This is a genomic window from Halolamina sp. CBA1230, assembly GCF_002025255.2.
Classification (GTDB): Archaea; Halobacteriota; Halobacteria; order Halobacteriales; family Haloferacaceae; genus Halolamina.
Window position 1 is genome coordinate 2,583,659 of sequence record NZ_CP054587.1, and the last position, 16,593, is coordinate 2,600,251.

At 69.3% G+C, this 16,593-nt stretch carries 16 protein-coding genes; 8 read left to right on the forward strand and 8 right to left on the reverse strand.

Going from position 1 to position 16,593, the window contains the following annotated elements; all coding sequences use genetic code 11:
- Positions 1–254 precede the first annotated feature (254 nt).
- Positions 255–1,250 (forward strand): methyltransferase domain-containing protein, encoded by a 996-nt coding sequence (locus tag B4589_RS13595; protein WP_079234771.1) that lies wholly within the window; start codon positions 255–257, stop codon positions 1,248–1,250.
- A gap of 11 nt (positions 1,251–1,261) precedes the next feature.
- On the opposite strand, the gene B4589_RS13600 is transcribed toward B4589_RS13595, so the two are convergent.
- From B4589_RS13600 to B4589_RS13615, 4 genes are all read right to left on the reverse strand, one after another.
- Positions 1,262–1,474, reverse strand: coding sequence for a hypothetical protein (locus tag B4589_RS13600; protein ID WP_079234772.1), 213 nt, complete (start codon positions 1,472–1,474; stop codon positions 1,262–1,264).
- Between the two features lie 40 nt (positions 1,475–1,514).
- Positions 1,515–3,269, reverse strand: a complete 1,755-nt coding sequence (locus tag B4589_RS13605) for a hydantoinase B/oxoprolinase family protein (RefSeq protein ID WP_079234773.1) — start codon at positions 3,267–3,269, stop codon at positions 1,515–1,517.
- Positions 3,266–5,329 carry a hydantoinase/oxoprolinase family protein gene (locus B4589_RS13610; protein WP_255246094.1) on the reverse strand — a complete coding sequence of 688 codons (2,064 nt, stop codon included), beginning with the start codon at positions 5,327–5,329 and terminating at the stop codon, positions 3,266–3,268. Before B4589_RS13610 ends, B4589_RS13605 begins: the two co-directional genes overlap by 4 nt.
- 723 nt (positions 5,330–6,052) lie before the next feature.
- Entirely contained in the window at positions 6,053–7,360 is a 1,308-nt protein-coding gene (locus B4589_RS13615; RefSeq protein WP_079234775.1) for a ribonuclease R family protein, read from the reverse strand.
- Positions 7,361–7,461: 101 nt separating this feature from the next.
- On the opposite strand from B4589_RS13615, the gene B4589_RS13620 reads away from it, so the two are divergent.
- A complete protein-coding gene (locus B4589_RS13620) occupies positions 7,462–7,941 on the forward strand; it encodes an RNA-binding protein (RefSeq protein WP_079234776.1) in 480 nt (159 codons plus the stop codon).
- Positions 7,942–8,052: 111 nt separating this feature from the next.
- On the forward strand, positions 8,053–8,295 hold the full coding sequence (locus B4589_RS13625) for a hypothetical protein (protein ID WP_079234777.1): 243 nt from the start codon (positions 8,053–8,055) through the stop codon (positions 8,293–8,295).
- On the opposite strand, the gene B4589_RS13630 is transcribed toward B4589_RS13625, so the two are convergent.
- Positions 8,296–8,790 (reverse strand): cupin domain-containing protein, encoded by a 495-nt coding sequence (locus B4589_RS13630; RefSeq protein WP_079234778.1) that lies wholly within the window; start codon positions 8,788–8,790, stop codon positions 8,296–8,298.
- Positions 8,791–8,850: 60 nt separating this feature from the next.
- Positions 8,851–9,939: a molybdopterin-dependent oxidoreductase gene (locus B4589_RS13635; protein WP_079234779.1), complete on the reverse strand. Its 1,089-nt coding sequence runs from the start codon at positions 9,937–9,939 to the stop codon at positions 8,851–8,853.
- Positions 9,940–10,081: 142 nt separating this feature from the next.
- Between B4589_RS13635 and B4589_RS13640 the strand changes: the two genes are divergently transcribed.
- The 4 genes from B4589_RS13640 to B4589_RS13655 all read left to right on the forward strand — a co-directional run bounded on the left by B4589_RS13640 (position 10,082) and on the right by B4589_RS13655 (position 13,606).
- A complete protein-coding gene (locus B4589_RS13640; protein WP_079234780.1) occupies positions 10,082–10,810 on the forward strand; it encodes an SDR family NAD(P)-dependent oxidoreductase in 729 nt (242 codons plus the stop codon).
- 76 nt (positions 10,811–10,886) lie between these two features.
- Positions 10,887–11,330 (forward strand): DUF5788 family protein, encoded by a 444-nt coding sequence (locus tag B4589_RS13645; protein ID WP_079234781.1) that lies wholly within the window; start codon positions 10,887–10,889, stop codon positions 11,328–11,330.
- A 42-nt stretch (positions 11,331–11,372) separates the two neighbouring features.
- Entirely contained in the window at positions 11,373–13,142 is a 1,770-nt protein-coding gene (gene polX / locus B4589_RS13650) for a DNA polymerase/3'-5' exonuclease PolX (protein ID WP_079234782.1), read from the forward strand.
- 8 nt (positions 13,143–13,150) lie between these two features.
- On the forward strand, positions 13,151–13,606 hold the full coding sequence (locus B4589_RS13655) for a Mut7-C RNAse domain-containing protein (protein WP_079234783.1): 456 nt from the start codon (positions 13,151–13,153) through the stop codon (positions 13,604–13,606).
- A 1-nt stretch (position 13,607) separates the two neighbouring features.
- Here B4589_RS13655 and B4589_RS13660 read toward each other — a convergent pair whose 3' ends face one another.
- On the reverse strand, positions 13,608–14,705 hold the full coding sequence (locus B4589_RS13660; RefSeq protein WP_079234784.1) for an ECF transporter S component: 1,098 nt from the start codon (positions 14,703–14,705) through the stop codon (positions 13,608–13,610).
- 121 nt (positions 14,706–14,826) lie between these two features.
- Between B4589_RS13660 and B4589_RS13665 the strand changes: the two genes are divergently transcribed.
- Positions 14,827–15,117: a DUF5789 family protein gene (locus B4589_RS13665; RefSeq protein WP_079234785.1), complete on the forward strand. Its 291-nt coding sequence runs from the start codon at positions 14,827–14,829 to the stop codon at positions 15,115–15,117.
- A gap of 6 nt (positions 15,118–15,123) precedes the next feature.
- Here B4589_RS13665 and nreA read toward each other — a convergent pair whose 3' ends face one another.
- Entirely contained in the window at positions 15,124–16,383 is a 1,260-nt protein-coding gene (gene nreA / locus B4589_RS13670; protein ID WP_079234786.1) for a DNA repair protein NreA, read from the reverse strand.
- Between the last annotated feature and the right edge of the window lie 210 nt (positions 16,384–16,593).

The following is a 16,593-nucleotide window of genomic DNA, read 5'->3' on the forward strand; positions in this document are numbered from 1 at the left end:
CGGAATCGAGGTCGAGCGATGAATCTTCGGGGACACGACGAACGGTCGGGCAGGAAGGTGTAGCTCTCTGAGATCGAGGTCGAGCAGTTCGTCGACGCCGCCTGCCCACTGTAAGCAGAACCTTCGGTCCCGCCCTGCTCGCGAGACTTCCAGCGAGTCCACGTTTCTGCGACGCGAGCCGTCGACGCGTTCGACGCCGGCACGAGGTATATCCGGTTTCTAACAATACGCCTCGGTATCAAGAGCCTTCGACAATGCTCCAGAGTCGAGTCCGGGGGACGTTGCACAAAGTGAAGACGCGGGCGAAGTCGAACGAGCGCCTCTACAATCTGGTGTACGACCTCGCTAACGCCGCGGAGTTCAGCGACCTGTACGAACACGAGAAGATGCTGGCCGATTCAGTGCGCGTCGAGCACTACGCGGCGGCGATCCGTCGGCACGTCTCCCCGGGGGATGTCGTGGTCGATCTCGGGACCGGCACGGGACTGTTGGCGATCATCGCCGCCCGCCAGGGGGCGACCGTGTACGCCATCGACCACTCCGAGTTCATCGACGTCGCCGAGGACATCGCGGCCTACAACGACGTCACGGGCATCCAGTTCGAGCAGGTCCACAGCCGTGATTTCGAACCCCCGGAGCGAGTGGACGTCATCCTCCACGAACAGATGGGCGACGACCTGTTCAACGAGAACATGGTCGAGAACGTCCTCGACCTGAAGCGGCGCGTGCTGGCGGAGGACGGCACAATCCTGCCGGGGAAGTTCGAGCTGTTCCTGGAGCCGGTGACGCTCCGGGAGGAGTACCGGTTCCCGTTCGTTCACGAACTGACTGTCGAGGATATCGACTTCGGGTTCCTCGCGGACCACCCGAGGATGAGGAAGTACCGACCGGACGGGTACGCACGCTCGTTCGTCGATTCGGCGGCCGTCGACGGGTTCCTGTCGACGCCGGCGCCGATGCTCTCCTTCGACCTGAACGACCTCGCCAGTGAGGAGGAGCTCCCCACCGAACTGTCCGCGTCCCGACGCGTCGGCGCTCCCGGCGTGATGGACGGCCTCTGTCTGTACTTCCGGACGGAGTTCGACGAGGAGATCCAGTTCGACACGTCCCCGCTGTCCACCAACACGTCCTGGCACAACCGCGTGCTGCGGACGCCACAGCGGGAGTTCGACGACGGCGAGGAGATCACGTACACCGTCGACGCGGACCCGCTGTACAACACCGGGATGTGGTCCGTGTCAGTGGAGTAGCTCGGTCGGCGCTACGCGTCGTCCTCCAGCAGCCCCGACTCCTCCAGCACGATGTTCTGGAACTGTTCGGCGACGCCGGGGTCGACCTGCGCCACGTCCTCGCCGTCGTGGACCGACTCGTTGTGCCCCTCGATCCGATCCGCGAGCGCCGCGAGGGGGACGCGAGTGGTGGTCTCACACTCGGGGCAGTGGATCGGCACCTGCGGGCCGTCGTCGTCGCTCATACTCCCCTACTCGCCAGCCGCGACCATAAGCATCCGGGTGCTACTCGGGGTCGACCCCGTAGCGCTCCCGGGCGGCCGCAGGCGTCAGCTTCCCGAGCCGGAGGTCGAGCTCGACCGCCGCCAGGTCGCGGTTCGCGGGATCGCCGTACCCCCCTGCTCCGGGCGTTCGGATGCTGACGACGCTGCCCGGCGCGAGATCGTGGACCGATTTCTGGGGGAGTTTCTCCCCTTCGTCGGCGTCGTACTCCTCGGCGTCGTCGTACAGGTACACGGCGCCGCGCTCGCCCGGGTCGCCGCCGTCCAGCCCGTAGGGCGCGTGCTGGTGGCGATCCGCGAGCAGGCTGAACCGGGCGGTGTGGTCCCGGACCTCGATATCCCGCCGCAGGCCGAGCCCGCCGCGGAACTCGCCGGCGCCGCCGGAGTCCGGCCGGAGCGCGTAGCGCAGCACGCGGAGCGGGTAGGCGGTCTCCAGCACCTCCACGGGCGTGTTCATCGTGTTGCTCATGTGGACGTGGACGCCGTCCATCCCGTCCTTGCCCGCGCGGCCGCCGAAGCCACCGGCCTGGGTCTCGTAGAAGGCGTAGGGTTCCCCCTCCGAATCGGCATCCCCGTCCTCCTCTCGGGGGTCCGTCCCGCCGAAAGTGACGTTGTTCATCGTCCCTTGGCACGCCGCGAGCACGCGTTCGGGGGTTTCGGTCGCGAACGCGCCGAGCACCACGTCGGTGACGCGCTGGCTGGTCTCTAAGTTGCCGCCGACGACCGCCGCCGGGGGCTCGGGGTTGACGAGACTCCGCTCGGGCGCGTCGATGGAGATGGGTCGGTAGCAGCCGTGGTTCGGTGGGATCTCCGGGTCGGTCACACAGCGTACCGCGTAGTACGTTGCCGAGGAGGTGACCGCCAGCACGGCGTTGATCGGTCCCTCGGTCTGGGAGGCGGTGCCCGCGAAGTCGACGCCGACCTCGTCGCCGTCGACGGTGACCGCGACCTCGATAGGGAGGTCCTCGTTCCCGCGGCCGTCGTCGTCGAGCACGTCCGCGAACTCGTAGGTGCCGTCGGGGAAGTTCTCGATCTCGCTGCGCATCCGTCGCTCCGAGTAGTCCTTCACCGCCGCGAAGGCGGCTTCGAGCGTGTCGGCGCCGTACTCCTCGACCATCCCGTGGACGCGCTCGCGGGCGGTCTCGTTGGCGGCCTCCTGAGCCCGCACGTCGCCGCGGCGCTCGTCGGGCGTGCGCACGTTCGCGAGGATCATCCCGAACACGTCGTCGTCGATCTCACCGCGTTCGATCAGTTTGACCGGCGGGATCCGGAGCCCCTCTTGGTAGATCTCGGTCGAGTCGGCGGCGACGCTGCCCGCGGTCGAGCCGCCGATGTCGGCGTGGTGGGCACGGTTGGCGGCGTAGGCGACGAGTCGGGGGTCGTCGCTCTCGGGGTCGGCGAACACGGGCGAGACGAGCGTGAGATCCGGCAGGTGGGCGCCGCCACGGAACGGGTCGTTGAGAAGGACCGCATCACCCGGATGCAGGTCGCCCTTGAACGCGTCGACCGCGGCGGCGACCGAGAACGGCATCGCGCCCAGGTGGACCGGCATGTTCTCGGCCTGGCTCACCATCTCGCCGTCGGCGTCGAACAGCGCACACGAGCAGTCCCGGCGCTCCTTGATGTTGGGCGAGTAGCCCGTGCGGACGAGGTTGGCGTTCATCTCCTCGGCGACCGCGACGCAGCCGTTCCGGACGACTTCGAGGGTGACGGGGTCGATCTCCGCGGCGTCGACGTTCGGGGAGTCGCCGGCGCTCATCGGTCCACCCCCGTATCCACGACCAGCGTGCCGTCCGGATCGACCACGGCGGACTGCCCCGGGCGCAGGACGACCGTGCTCTCCGGCCCTTCGACGACCGCGGGACCGTCGAACTCGCCGCCGGCAGGGAGTACGTCGCGGTCGTAGATCGGCGCGTCGTGGGCGTCGCCGTCGAAGGAGACCTCGCGGCGTTCGGCGACGGCGTCGTCGACCGTGCCGTCCGCGCCGACCGTCGCGGTCTCGGGCGAATCGACGACGCCGCGGGCGTGCAGACGCAGCGTGACCAGTTCGACCGGCTCCTCGGGGTCGGAGTGGCCGTATCGTGCCTCGTGACGCTCGTGGAAGCGGCGCTCGATCTCGGCGATCGCGTCGGCGTCGACCTCGCCCGCGGGGAGCGGGACGGAGACGTCGAACGACTGGCCCGCGTAGCGCAGGTCCGCGACGCGCTCGAACTCGCGGTTCTCGCGCGGAACGTCCTCGGCGGCGAGTTCGTCGTCGCCCTCGGCCCGGAGCTCCGCGAACGCGGTCGCGACCGTCTCGGGGTCGACCGCGTCCCACGGTCGGACCATCGACTGGCTGTAGTCGTACCCTACGTCGCTGATCAGCAGGCCGAGCGCCGAGAGCGCGCCCGCGGTCCGGGGGACGAGCACGGTCGGCACGTCGAGTTCGGCCGCGAGCGTCGGCGCGTGGAGCGGCCCCGCGCCGCCGAACGCGACGAGTGCGAACTCCCTGGGGTCGTGCCCGCGCTCGACGGAGACCACCCGCAGCGCGCGAGCCATGTTCGCGTTGGCGACGTCGAGCACGCCCTGTGCGGTCTCCTCGGGGTCCATCCCCAGTTCGTCGCCCAGCTCCGCGAACGCGGCGCGCACCTCGTCGGCGCCGACGTCGCGGTCCCCGGGCAGGAACCCTGCGGGGTCGATCCGGCCAAGGAGGTAGTGAGCGTCGGTCGTCGTCGGGCGCTCGCCGCCACGGCCGTAGCAGATGGGGCCCGGATCCGCGCCCGCGGAGCGCGGGCCGACCCGGAGCGCGCCGCCGGCGTCGACCCACGCGACGGAGCCCCCGCCGGCGCCGACGGTGTGGACGTCGATCATCGGCACGCCGACGGTGTAGTCGCCGACGGCGACGTCGGTGGAGACGACGGGTTCGCCGTCCTGCACGAGCGAGACGTCACAGGAGGTGCCGCCCATGTCCATCGTGACGAGGTCCGAGTAGCCCGCGCGGTCGGCGACGTGGGTCGCGCCCTGCACGCCCGCGGCGGGGCCCGAGAGCAGCGTGTTGACCGGGCGTTCGCGGGCGGCGTCGGCGTCGATCAGCCCGCCGTTGGACTGCATGATCTTCACCGTCGCCTCGACACCCCGATCCCGGACCTCGCGTTCGAGGTCGCCGACGTAGTCGGCCATCACCGGCGCGAGCGCCGCGTTGAGCGCGGTGGTGACGCCCCGCTCGTACTCCCGTATCTCCGGGAGCACGGAACTGGATCGGGAGACGGAGACGTCGGGCATCTCCTCGCGCAGGATCTCGGCCACGCGGCGCTCGTGGGCGGGGTTCTCGAAGGCGAAGAGGAGACAGACCGCGACCGCGGAGACGCCCGTCTCGTCGATTTCGGCCGCGACCTCCCGGACGGCGTCCTCGTCGAGGTCGCGGATCACGTTCCCCCGCTCGTCGAGGCGCTCGGGGACCGTGAAGCGGTGATCACGGGGGACGACTGGCTCGGCTTTCTCGGCGTCGAAATCGTAGATGTCCGGGCGGTCTTGGCGGCCGATCTCCAGGGCGTCGCGGAACCCCTCGGTCGTGACGAGCGCGGTGTCGGCCCACGTCCCTTCGAGGACGGCGTTGGTGGCGACGGTGGTGCCGTGGCTGAAGAAGTCGACGTCCTGGGGGGTGTAGTCGGCGGCGGTCTCGCTCTCGTCGAGGCCGTCGAGGACGCCGCGTTCCGGTTCGTCGGGAGTGGAGGGTGTCTTGGTGACGGTGATCTCGCCGTCCCGGACGGCGACGACGTCGGTGAACGTGCCGCCGATGTCGACGCCGACGCGCGTGGATCGGTCGTGCTGGTCGGTCACGTCGTCGTTCCTCCGCGAAGGTGGTTCGCGTGACGGCTCGGGGTAGGGTGCATTGGTCGGAGAGTGTGGGGCGTGGTACGTGGATGTTTCCCCTATGGGGTTGAGTTGGTTTCGAGAGGTGTCGTGACGGCTACCGCGACCGCAACAGTATCTCGATCGTTGACCTCTGAGACGGCTACGGTGACCGCAACAGCATCTCGTTCGTAGACTTCTGAAACGGCTACGGTGACCGCAACAGCATCTCGATGCTTGACCACTTGTGACCGCAGGGCGCCGGACACGGAGTCCGGCGCTGCGCCGAGTCCCCACCCCTCCCCCCGCCGGCGCCAACGTGGCGCCGGCGAGGCGTCCACCGCGACCGCACCGCCGTCGCTGTCGGCGCGAAGCGCGTGCGCCCTCGTGGCGCACGTCAGCGCGAGGGACGAGTGAGCGACCACAGTTCTCGTGAACGAAGTGAACGAGAGCACGGCAGAGCTTCGCTCTGCCGGAGGGAGCGAACGAGTCGGCTGGGGAGGTCTGAGGCTGCGGTGCTGTGCGGTCACAAGTGGTCATGCTCACTCCGCGGTCGCGTTCGCAGTCACTGTTTGCGTCGATATCAGCACCCAACAATCCCCCAGTCACATCCCCAGTCGCTGTTTGCGTCGGCATCAGTCCTCGATAAACTCCCCCGTCACCGTTCGCGTCGACGGAAAATGCCGGGCGAAAAAGCGAACAAGCAGCCGTTTAGACGTCGTGGTCCGCTTCTTCAGCCTCAACGACCTCCACACCACGATTGTTCACCGCGTGCGGGTCCAGCCCCTGCTCCTGCATGAACTGCTTGTACAGCCGTTCGGCCGTCTCGCCGTCCTTCTGCTTGTCCGAGGCGCGGTCACAGAGCTCCACCAGGTCCTCGGGCACCTCGTTGGTGTGGACGATCCAGTGGTTGATCAGGTCCGAGAGCCGCCGGATCGGCGAGGTGAAGTGGCCGTAGATGTCGAAGTTGAGCGCGTGGTGGCCGCCGAACGGGTCGTTCATGTACTTCGCGCGGGGCATCACCTTCAGCACGGCGCGCTGGATCTTGTCCAACGAGCGGCCGGGTGACTCCTCCAGCGCGGCGTTGACCGCCTTCCGCGGATCGTCCCCGAACGCCTCGCCCGGGATGGAGACGCCGTCCAGCTCCTGGATCTCCTTCAGCGCCTCGTTCCACTGATCCGGCGTCGGCTGGGGGTGGACACGGTACATCGCCTCGACGCCGCGGTCCCACATCAGCGTGTGCGTCACCGCCTTGTTCGCCTTCAGCATGCACTCCTCGATCATCGTGTGTGCCCGGTCCCGGCGGGGGTTGAGCACGAGCGACCCGTCCGCCTTCCGCTGTTCGTGCATGCGGTCCGCGAGGTCGAACGCGAGTTTGTTCTCCTCGTGCAGCGCCGCGTCCTCCTCGTCGAGGCGGCGCTCACACTGGGTGTACGTCAGGCGCTCGTCGGAGTTGATCACCGACTTGTAGATCTCGATCTCCTCGAAGGAGAGCTCCTCCTTGTCGAGATGCATCTCGACGGTGTGGGCCAGGCGGTCCTCCTCGGGGACGAGCGAGCAGACCGTCTCCGCCAGCGCGGGCGGGAGCATGTGGGTGGTGTACCCCGGGAAGTAGACGGTGTTACAGCGCTCGACGGCCTCCTCCCACATCAGCGAGTCCGGGTGGACGTAGTGGCTCACGTCCGCGATGTGGACGTAGAGCACGTACTCGTCGTCGTACTCCTCGACGGAGAGTGCGTCGTCGAAGTCCTGTGCGTCGGCGGGGTCGGTGGTCCACGCCGTGAGGTCCCGGAGATCCTGTCGGTCGTCGAGTTCGTCCTGGATCTCCTGTTCGACGTTCTCGACGCGGCGCTCGGCCTCCCGCAGGACGGCGGGTGGGAACTCGTCCCGGAGGTCGAACTCCTCGAACAGTTCGTCGCGTTTCTCGGCCAGCGCCTCGTCGAGGGCTTCGGAGATCAGCACGGGTCCCTGCCCCTCGGCCGTGCCGGCCGCGGCCTGGGCGTCGTCAGTTTCGCTCATGGAGGCCGTAAGAGGAGCCCGCAGGTAGGCGTTTCGGGGGCGGCGCCGGTCGGACACTCCGGAGCGGTCGATTTATCCCCCGAGACGGCCCACCGAAGGGTATGGAGATCAGCTCCCGCCACCATCTCCGAAGCGACGCCGTGTCCGAGGTCGAGACCGCGCTGCGCGAGGGGTTGGGGGTCGAACTCGCCGCCGACACGTACGAACTGGTGGAACTCGAGGACTCCACGTTCGACGTCGTGCTGGTCGACGGCGAGCCGGACGTGCTGTACTACGAGGGCGAGCCGTTCCTCTCGGTCCGCGGGGCGAACCGTCACCCGCCCGAGGAGGGGGTCGTCACCGTCGACGCCGGCGCGGTGTCGTTCGTGAGCAACGGCGCCGACGTGATGCGCCCGGGGATCACCGAGGCCGACGACGACATCGAGGCGGGCGACCTCGTCGTGATCGTCGAGGAGAGCCACGGAAAGGCGCTGGCGGTCGGCCGCGCGCTCGTCGACGGCGACGAGATGGCCGGCGACAGCGGGAAGGTGGTCGAGTCGCTGCATCACGTCGGCGACGACGTGTACGAGTTCTCCGTGTAGCGTTCCCACTGTCTGAGGCTCCTCGAACGAGCCCATCACGCGGAGCAGTACCCGGACCGTCCCGCGGCCGGGAACACAGTACCTTTGAGCGCTCGCCGCGTCGATCCGCCCATGAGCGAGCAGCCCGGCACCGAGGACGACACCGCGCGGAGCTACCGGCTTGACCGGCTCGCGGGGTTCTCGGTGATCGCCGCGTTCGTGCTCTCGCTGGCGCTGCTTTTCGTCGGCGATCCGCTGTTCTGGGTCCCGTTCGCCCTCGGTCTCGGGATCGGTCTCCCCGGCTTCGCGATTCTCGCGGACCGTGAACGTTCGAAGACGGGCGAGAGCGGGCCAGCGACGGCCGACGACGAGTAGTCAGGGAACCTCGCCGGCCATCGAGCCACGGTACCAGCGACCAGTTTCGACACCACAGCGTCCGCAGTGCGCAACCACGGCCGCCTCGTCGTCCGCGCGGCCGAGATCGTTGTCGGTCTCCCCCTCACACTCGGGACAGTAGCGCAGCGTCACCGACTCGCCGTACGAAAGCGGCGCACCGAGCGCGATGGCGACCACGCGCTCGTCGCCGCGGTTCCAGCCGCGCTGGAACTCCTCGCGGCCGAACCGGACTGCCTCGTCCGGACCGACGTCGACGTCGCCGGATTCGGTCTCGAACGTCGCGGTGCCCTCGATCACGTAGAACACCTCCTCCTGGATCTCGTGGTTGTGGTAGGCGTACGCGAAGGAGTCGCCCGGGTCGAGTTCGTAGTAGTTCATCGCGAGATCAGTCAGCCCGAGCGGTTCCGTGAGCCCTCGAACCATCGCGGCGGGCCCGATCCGGCCGTCGACGTCGTCGACTGCGACACGCTCCATAGCCGGGTCGGCGGCCCGGACGGACAAAAATCCGCGCGCTGGCCCGACCCTCCGTGGGGGTCAGTCGAAGCCGGAGATCAGGGTGACGACCCACTGCGCCGGGTCGGGATCGCGCCGGAGTTCGACGCGTTCGACCCACTTGACCCACTGGAACCCGCGGCGTCCGGGCGCGACCAGCCGTGCGGGCCCGCCGTGGCCGTGCGCGAGCCGTGAGCCATCGATCGCAGTCGCCAGCAGCGCCTCGCGGGCCTCGCCGATCGGGAGGCTCCAGCGGTAGCCGGTGACGCTGACGAACCGGACCCAGCGCGCTTGCTCGTCCCCCGCGTCGACGCCGGCCTCGTCGAGCAGGTCGCCGACGCGGACCCCCTGCCAGTGCTGGATCGTGTACCAGCCGCTGGTGCAGTCGAGCGTCGCGCGGCGCTCGTCGCCGGCGGCAGCGAGCAGGTCGTCGTACGCCAGTTCGCCCTCCTCGCCGTCGAGCCCCGCGACCGTGAGCGACCAGTCCGAGCGATCGATCGGGTCGGGGTCGTCGGCGACCCACGAGGTGACGGGGAAGGAGCCGCCTTCGGTCTCGGTATCGTACAGTTCGCCAGTGGGCTTCGAGCCGGTTTCGCGGATCGTCACGCCCCGGACGGCGGCGACGGCCTCGCTCACGCGCCACGCGAGCGTGCCGGCGACGAGCAGGCCGCCGATCCGGAGCGCGCTGCGCCGCGAGGCGTCGGTTCTGGACGGCAGTCGGAGCCGTGCACGGAGATGGAGCAGGAGGAGCGGGATCGCGAGCAGTCCCAGCCCGACGTGGGCGTTCAGCGTGATCCACGGGCCGATGGGGACGTTGCCGCCCAGCCCCCAGAACGTCCCGGAGACGAGCGCCGAGACGGCGACGACGCCGAGGAGGACCGAAATCGGCGTCGCCCGGTCCCACTGCCCGCGGTCGAGCACGCGCCGGGCGACGCGGGCGAACTTGAAGGCGAGCAGGCCCGCGAGTGTGAGGCCGACGATCCCGTGGAGGTCGACCAGGGGCGCCGGCGGGAGCCAGCCGGTCCACGCGAGCAGCCCGGTGGCGACGGCGCTCGCGACGGCGACGAGGATCGCCCAGTCCACCGCTCGCGGCGGCGGCGCGAGGCGGCGAAGGCGGCTCCCGACGCGCATGAACGTGGGTTGGACTCCCACGGCCAAGAGTGCGTCGCGGGCGACAACGCGGGGAGCATCGGCGACGCACGGAGCGATGGGCGCTGGCGGCCCGCGTCGCCGCCACCCCGACAGCCAAGTGCCACAGAAACGATGGGCGAACGTGCCAGCAGCCATCGTCACCGGTTCGTCCAGGGGTATCGGTCGCGGCGTCGCCGAACGCTACGCCGCCGACGGCTACGACGTTGCGGTGAACTACCACACCAGCGAGGAGGCGGCCGAGGAGACCGCTGACCGCGTCCGTGCGGCCGGGCAGGAGGCGATCGTCGTCGGCGCTGACGTCTCGGACCCGGAGGCGGCGACGCGACTGGTCGAGGAGACCGAGTCGGCGTTCGGGAGCGTCGATCAGGTGGTCAACAACGCCGGGATCGACCAGCACACCTTCACCGAGGACCTTCCGCCGGAGGATTTCGATCGCGTGATGGACGTGAACGTCAACAGCGCGTTCAACGTCACGAAAGCGGCGCTGCCGCACCTGCGGGAGTCCGAGGACGCTCCGTCGATCGTGAACGTCTCGTCGATCCTCGCGTTCACGGGCGCGCCGATCGAGGTCCACTACGCCGCCTCGAAGGGGGCGCTGCTCTCGCTGACCAAGAGCCACGCGCGGGATTTCGCGCCGGATATCCGGGTGAACGCGGTCGCGCCGGGCCACATCGAGACGGACATGGTGAGCGACCGGACGGAGGCGGAGTTGGCCGAGGAGATCGCGGAGATCCCGGTCGGGCGGATCGGGCAGGTGGCGGATATCGCCGGAGCGTGTGCGTACCTGCGTGACGCGGGGTTCGTGACGGGGGAGACGTTGAACGTCAATGGCGGGGAGCTGATGCGGTGAGCGAGGGCTCGGTGCATCGCCGGGTCCACGGACAGCGCCCGAAGAAGCAAAGAGCCGCGACGCCCAACGCTGCCCCGTGAAGGAGTACGAGCGCAAGCAACTGCTCGAACGGGTCGGCCGCGAGGGCGCCACGATCGGCGCCGACATCCCCGAGGAGATCGAGGTGCAGGGCGACACCCTCGAGCTCCGGCAGTTCGTCTTCGAGATCAAGCGCCGCGACACCGTCCCCGCCGAGGAGCGCGAGCGCGTCGACGAGGCGAAGAAGAACCTCCGACGCGAGCGCAACGAACGCCTCGAGCTGATCGAGGAGGGGGAGGTCAGCTACGAGCGCGGCGAGGAGCTCGCCCGCAGCATCGTCGGCATCGACCGCGCGCTGAACGCGCTCGAACAGCTCGAACCCGTCGACCTCGAGGGCGAAGCCGCCCGAAAGGAGACCGCCGACCAGAAGCGCTGGATGAACTTCCTCCAGCAGGCGCTCGGCCACGACGACGACGGCAGCCCGCGGCGGAGTTCGCTCTGATCGCGCTCCGACCGCAGAACCACCCGCCACCTCACCCACTTCATGCCCACCAACGACGAACTCGCGACACTGCTCGAAGAGATGGCCGACCTGCTGGAGGCCGACGACGTGGAGTACAAACCCACCGCCTACCGCCGCGCCGCGGAGAACGTCCGGGAGTACCCCGAACCCGTCGAGGAGCTGGCAGCGGAGGGGGAGGACGCCGTCGCGGAGATCAACCGTGTCGGCGACGCCATCGCTGCGAAGCTGGTCGAGTACGTCGAGACCGGCGAGATCGACGAACTCGAAGAACTCCGGGAGGAGCTCCCCGTCGACATGGCCGCGCTCACGAGCGTCGAGGGCGTCGGTCCCAAGACGGTCGGCACGCTGTACGAGGAACTGGGGATCACCGACCTCGACGAACTCGAGGACGCCGCGCGGAACGGCGAGATACGGGAAGTCGAGGGGTTCGGCCCCAAGACCGAGCAGAACATCCTCGACGGGATCGACTTCGCCCGACAGGCCCACCAGCGCACGCTGCTCGGCACGGGTCGCCCGCTGGGCGAGGCCGCCCGCGACTTCCTCACGGGCATCGATACCGTCGAGGAAGCCGAACTCGCGGGCTCGAACCGACGCTGGAAGGAGACGATCGGCGACGTGGACGTGCTCGCGGCCAGCGACGACGGCGAGGCGGTCGTCGGCGCCTTTCTCGACTGGGAGGACTCCGCGGAGACTATCGAGTCCGGACCCACCAAAGCCAGCCTCCGGACCGGCGACGGCGTCCGTGTCGACCTCCGGGTCGTCGACCCCTCGGAGTTCGGCGCGGCGCTGCAGTACTTCACCGGCAGCCGCGACCACAACATCCACCTCCGGAACGTCGCCATCGACCGTGACCTGAAACTGAACGAGTACGGCTGCTTCGACGTCTCCGAGGTCGATAACCCCGATTCGGGTCAGCGCGTCGGCGAACGCGTCGCCGGGGAGACTGAGGAGGGGATGTACGCCGCGCTGGACCTCCCCCTGATCCCGCCCGAGCTCCGGGAGAACACCGGCGAGATCGAGGCCGCCAGCGACGGGAACCTGCCGGATCTGATCGAGGAGTCCGACATCCGCGGCGACCTCCACGCCCACACGGAGTGGTCCGACGGCGACGCGACCGTCGAGGAGATGGCGTTCGGCGCCGCGGCGTTCGGCCATGACCACCTCGCGATCACCGACCACGCCGAGGGGCCGGGCGTGTTCGGCAACACCGGGCTCTCGCCCGAGGAGGTGCGCGAGCAGGCTGACGCCGTCGACGAGGCTCGCGACGCGCTCGACGACGCGGGGCACGACCTCGAACTGCTCCACGGCGTCGAGACCAACATCGATGCCGACGGCGGGCTCTCGACGCCGGACGATCTGCTCGCGGAGCTCGACGTCGTCGTCGCCTCGCCCCACGCCGCGCTGGATCAGGACCGCGAGGACGCCACCGAGCGACTCCTCGCCGCGATACAGCATCCCGAGACGGATATCCTCGGCCACCCGACCGGCCGACTCATCAACGAGCGCCCGGGGCTCTCGCCCGACTTCGAGCGACTGGCCGGGGCCGCAGCCGACGCCGACACCGCACTCGAACTCAACGCCAGCCCCAGCCGGCTCGATCTCCCGGACTCCGCAGTCCGAGTCGCGGTCGAGGCCGGCGCCACGATCGTGATCGACACTGACGCCCATCGACCGGGCGCGTTCTCGGAGGTCCGTTTCGGCGTCCACACCGCTCGCCGTGGCTGGGCCGAGACCGACGACGTGCTCACGGCCCGCGACGCCGACGGCGTTCGGGCGTTCCTCGACCAGTGAGCGACCCCATGAGCGAGAACGGTGACGCGGACCGCTTCCTGCTCGACGTGATGCTCGGCAAGCTCGCGACGTACCTCCGGATGTGCGGGTACGACACGGCGTACGCGCTCGATCGCGGGATCGAGGCCGACGAGGAGCTCCGACCGCTCGCCGAGTCGGAAGGCCGGACGTTACTGACACGGGACGAGGAGCTCGCGACGGCGACCGACGACGCCGTGCTGCTCACCGAACGCGAGGTCGAGCAACAGCTTCGGGAGCTCCGCGCGACGGGGGTCGAGCTCTCACTGCCCGACCATCCACAGCGGTGTAGCGCCTGCAACGGGGAGGTCGAGCCTGCAGACCTCGACGACGCCCCCGAGCACGTTCCCGACGGCGTCGAACCGTACCGCTGTCGGGACTGTGGACAGTGGTTCTGGCGAGGATCGCACTGGGACGACGTGCAGGAAACGCTCGCGGCGATCTGAGCTACTTTCGCGGGGTGTACTCGTCGCAGGCGTCCATGTCGTCCATGAGCCCCTCGTGGAACCCACAGTAGGGCTGCATCCCCTCGTCGGTCTGGACGTACTCGAAGTGTTTGCAGGAGCCACAGTAGCTGTCCCGATCCGGCCCGCTCGAGGCGCGCTCGGGGGTCGCCCCGGTCGGCGTCCAGTCGTCGTCGCGGCGCGGGGAGTTCCCGGTGTCGACGCCTTTGACGTTGCCCGTCGAGGGGGACCCGCTGCCGGTGCGTCCGGCGGCGTTCTCCCGGTTCTCGCGCCGGGGCGGTTTGGATCCCACCGAGTCCCCGCGCTCGTCGTCGGAACGCGAACCGGTCGCCGACGGCTCGTCCGATCCGCTGCTGGGGCTGCTCGGCCCCGCGTCGGCGATCTCGGACCCGTCGACGAACGCGCCGCCGTTGCTCACGCCGTTGATCGTGTTCGTCGACGCGCCGCCGTCGCTCGCGACGCTGCTGTCGCTCCCGCCGCCGGCGCCCGGACGGTCCGGGGAGTCGACTTCGGGGGTCCCGCCGAGGACGCCCATGCTGCCGGAGAACTTCGGGAGCTCGGAGGTCGGGACCTCGATCACTTTCGTCTCCCCCTGTGTGGCCACCTCGACGTGGGCAGTGCCGCCGGGGCTGTTCCGGGACTCGAAGTTGACGATCCCGGTGAACAGACACCACAGCGTCGTGATGATCCCCGCGGAGTACAGCAGCGCGACGGGGAGGGTCAGGAGCCGCTGATCCCCGAGACAGTTCGTCCCAACCCACTGGCAGGGGTAGGCGTGGGCGAACAGCGCGACCCCGAGCAGCGAGAGCGCGGCGCCGATGACTGCCGCGACCCGGGTCCGTCGCCCCGAAGGGAGTACGGTGAAGATCCCGAGGATCGCCGCAGGGACGCCGAGCCCGGCGAGAATGCCTGCCCACTCCCACGAGGCAGTGAGCGAGGTCATCGGCGTCGTTGCCCCCACGACGATCCCGGCGATCGCGAGGAGCCCGCCGAGTGCGAACAGTCCCAGCCCCGCGTACAGTCGTCGGAGGCTGGTCTGGAACTCCGCGTCGGGCTTGTACACCTCCGAGAGACTGGTCATGTGCAGGGTGTCGGGCCCCACGGACAAAAAGCCGTACGTCAGACATGTATCAGCGAACGGATGGGTGGACGGCGTCGGCGTTATCGAAAGCGTTACCGTCGGGACAGCCGACGTGCCCGGTATGAGCGAAGAGGAAACCGAGGAGGAAGCCGAAGAGCCGGCCGTCGAGCTCGGTGAGGGTGCCGACGTCGAGGGCGCGCCGATCGCCCGCGTCGCCGCGCGACTCACCTGGCCCCAGGAGCGCAGCCGTATCGTCGAGAAGGAGGGCGACGCCACCATCCGGACGCCCGACGGACCCCGAACCCTGAGCGAGCTGCTTGAGGAGACGGACACCACCTACTTCGACACCCGGCAGACGTTCGTCGAAGCCGTCGAGGACGTGGTCGGTCGCGGCCCGATCGCGACCGAGTAGCGCGGCTCAGAACTCCAGCAGGCTCGACTGGAGCCCCGCGGCCATCGTCGACTTCCTCCGCAGGCGCCCCTCCGAGACCGGCAGGTGGGTACAGACCTCGCTGATCGCGCCCGACAGCGTCTCCGCGGTGCCGTGTTCGCCCTCGAACGCGTGGCGCACGGCCTCCCGGACCTGCCAGACGCCCACCGGACCCCAGTAGTCGTCCGAGACGTGCCGGAGGACGAGCGCCTTCGCCTGCCGATCGATCTCCGAGAGGTGTTCGAGCACGCCGAGGCGGGCGGCGTAGTACGCGCCCGCCGTCTCGTCGACGTACCCCGTCCGCCCCTCGAACTTCTCGTGGGCGCTGGCCAGGTAGATGCCGGCCTCGGGGTCGGGGTTCCAGATGCTGCCGGGCGCCTTCATCTCGACCAGTTCGTACTCCCAGTTGCCCGGCGCGAGGATCACCCAGAAGCTGTTGCCGAGATACTCGTTGTGGTGGACCTGGACGGTGTCGACGCTCTGGGTCCCGCGGAGCGTCCCGCGGAGGTACTGGCCGACCGTGTCGTCGACGGCCGTGATCGACCACCGCGTGGGGACGAGCTTCCGGTTCTCGGCCTGGCCCAGCGCGCCCGCCGAGAGGATCGTGTTGATGTCGTACACGTCGAACCCGCGGCGGTAGAGGTAGTTGATCGCGCCCTGGGCCTGCCAGTCGTCGTCCTCGAGCGTCTTCTCGACGGGGCGAGGGACGTGAGGGTTCTCCGTGAGGTCCGCGGACTGCGCCGTCGCTCGTGGACCCACGGGTGTCGCCACGTCGTCCCGGGAGACGTCGTAGTCCACGTCCGGCCGGTCGTCGAGCCCGACCTCGACGCCGACCGGACGGTCGGCGATCGCGATCTCGCGCTGGACGCCGGTGAACCCGTCCCACGCGTCGTGGACGTCGACGCCGACGCCCGTCCGGTTCGAGTTCAGCAGGCTGGTCCGGCGCTCGAACACGTCGGCGATCCCGACCCCCTCGTCGTACCACTCGCCGCTGGTCTCGAACTGGCTGGCGTCGTCCTCGTGGCCGACCGGCGAGAGGATCCCCGTCGACACCTTGGGGTAGTCCGATCGGCCGACGAAGATGGAGGGGGAGACGCTCCCGACGAGCGCGTCGTCGGTGACGTGCTCCTCGAAGCGGCTCTCGAACTCCTCCAAGTGGTCGAGTATCTCGTAGTTCTTCTCCTCGGCGAGGCGCCGGCGTTCGGCGGCCTCGTCCGCCTCGTACTCGAGATACTCGTCCAGCCGCATCACTCCGCAGTCGGCGCTGCGTGGGCTTGAAAGTTCTGTGCGTGGCACTCTCGACAGTCACGCACAGGTAGCGAACGGCGTCACGAACGCATCCCGGCCGGTGTGTCGCGCTCCCGCCTCGGCCGAACCGGGGTGATCTCTCAGCGCATACCGTCGTTGGTCGCGTTCCCGTACTTGAACGTGGGGGATGGTTCGGGACACGCGAGTGGT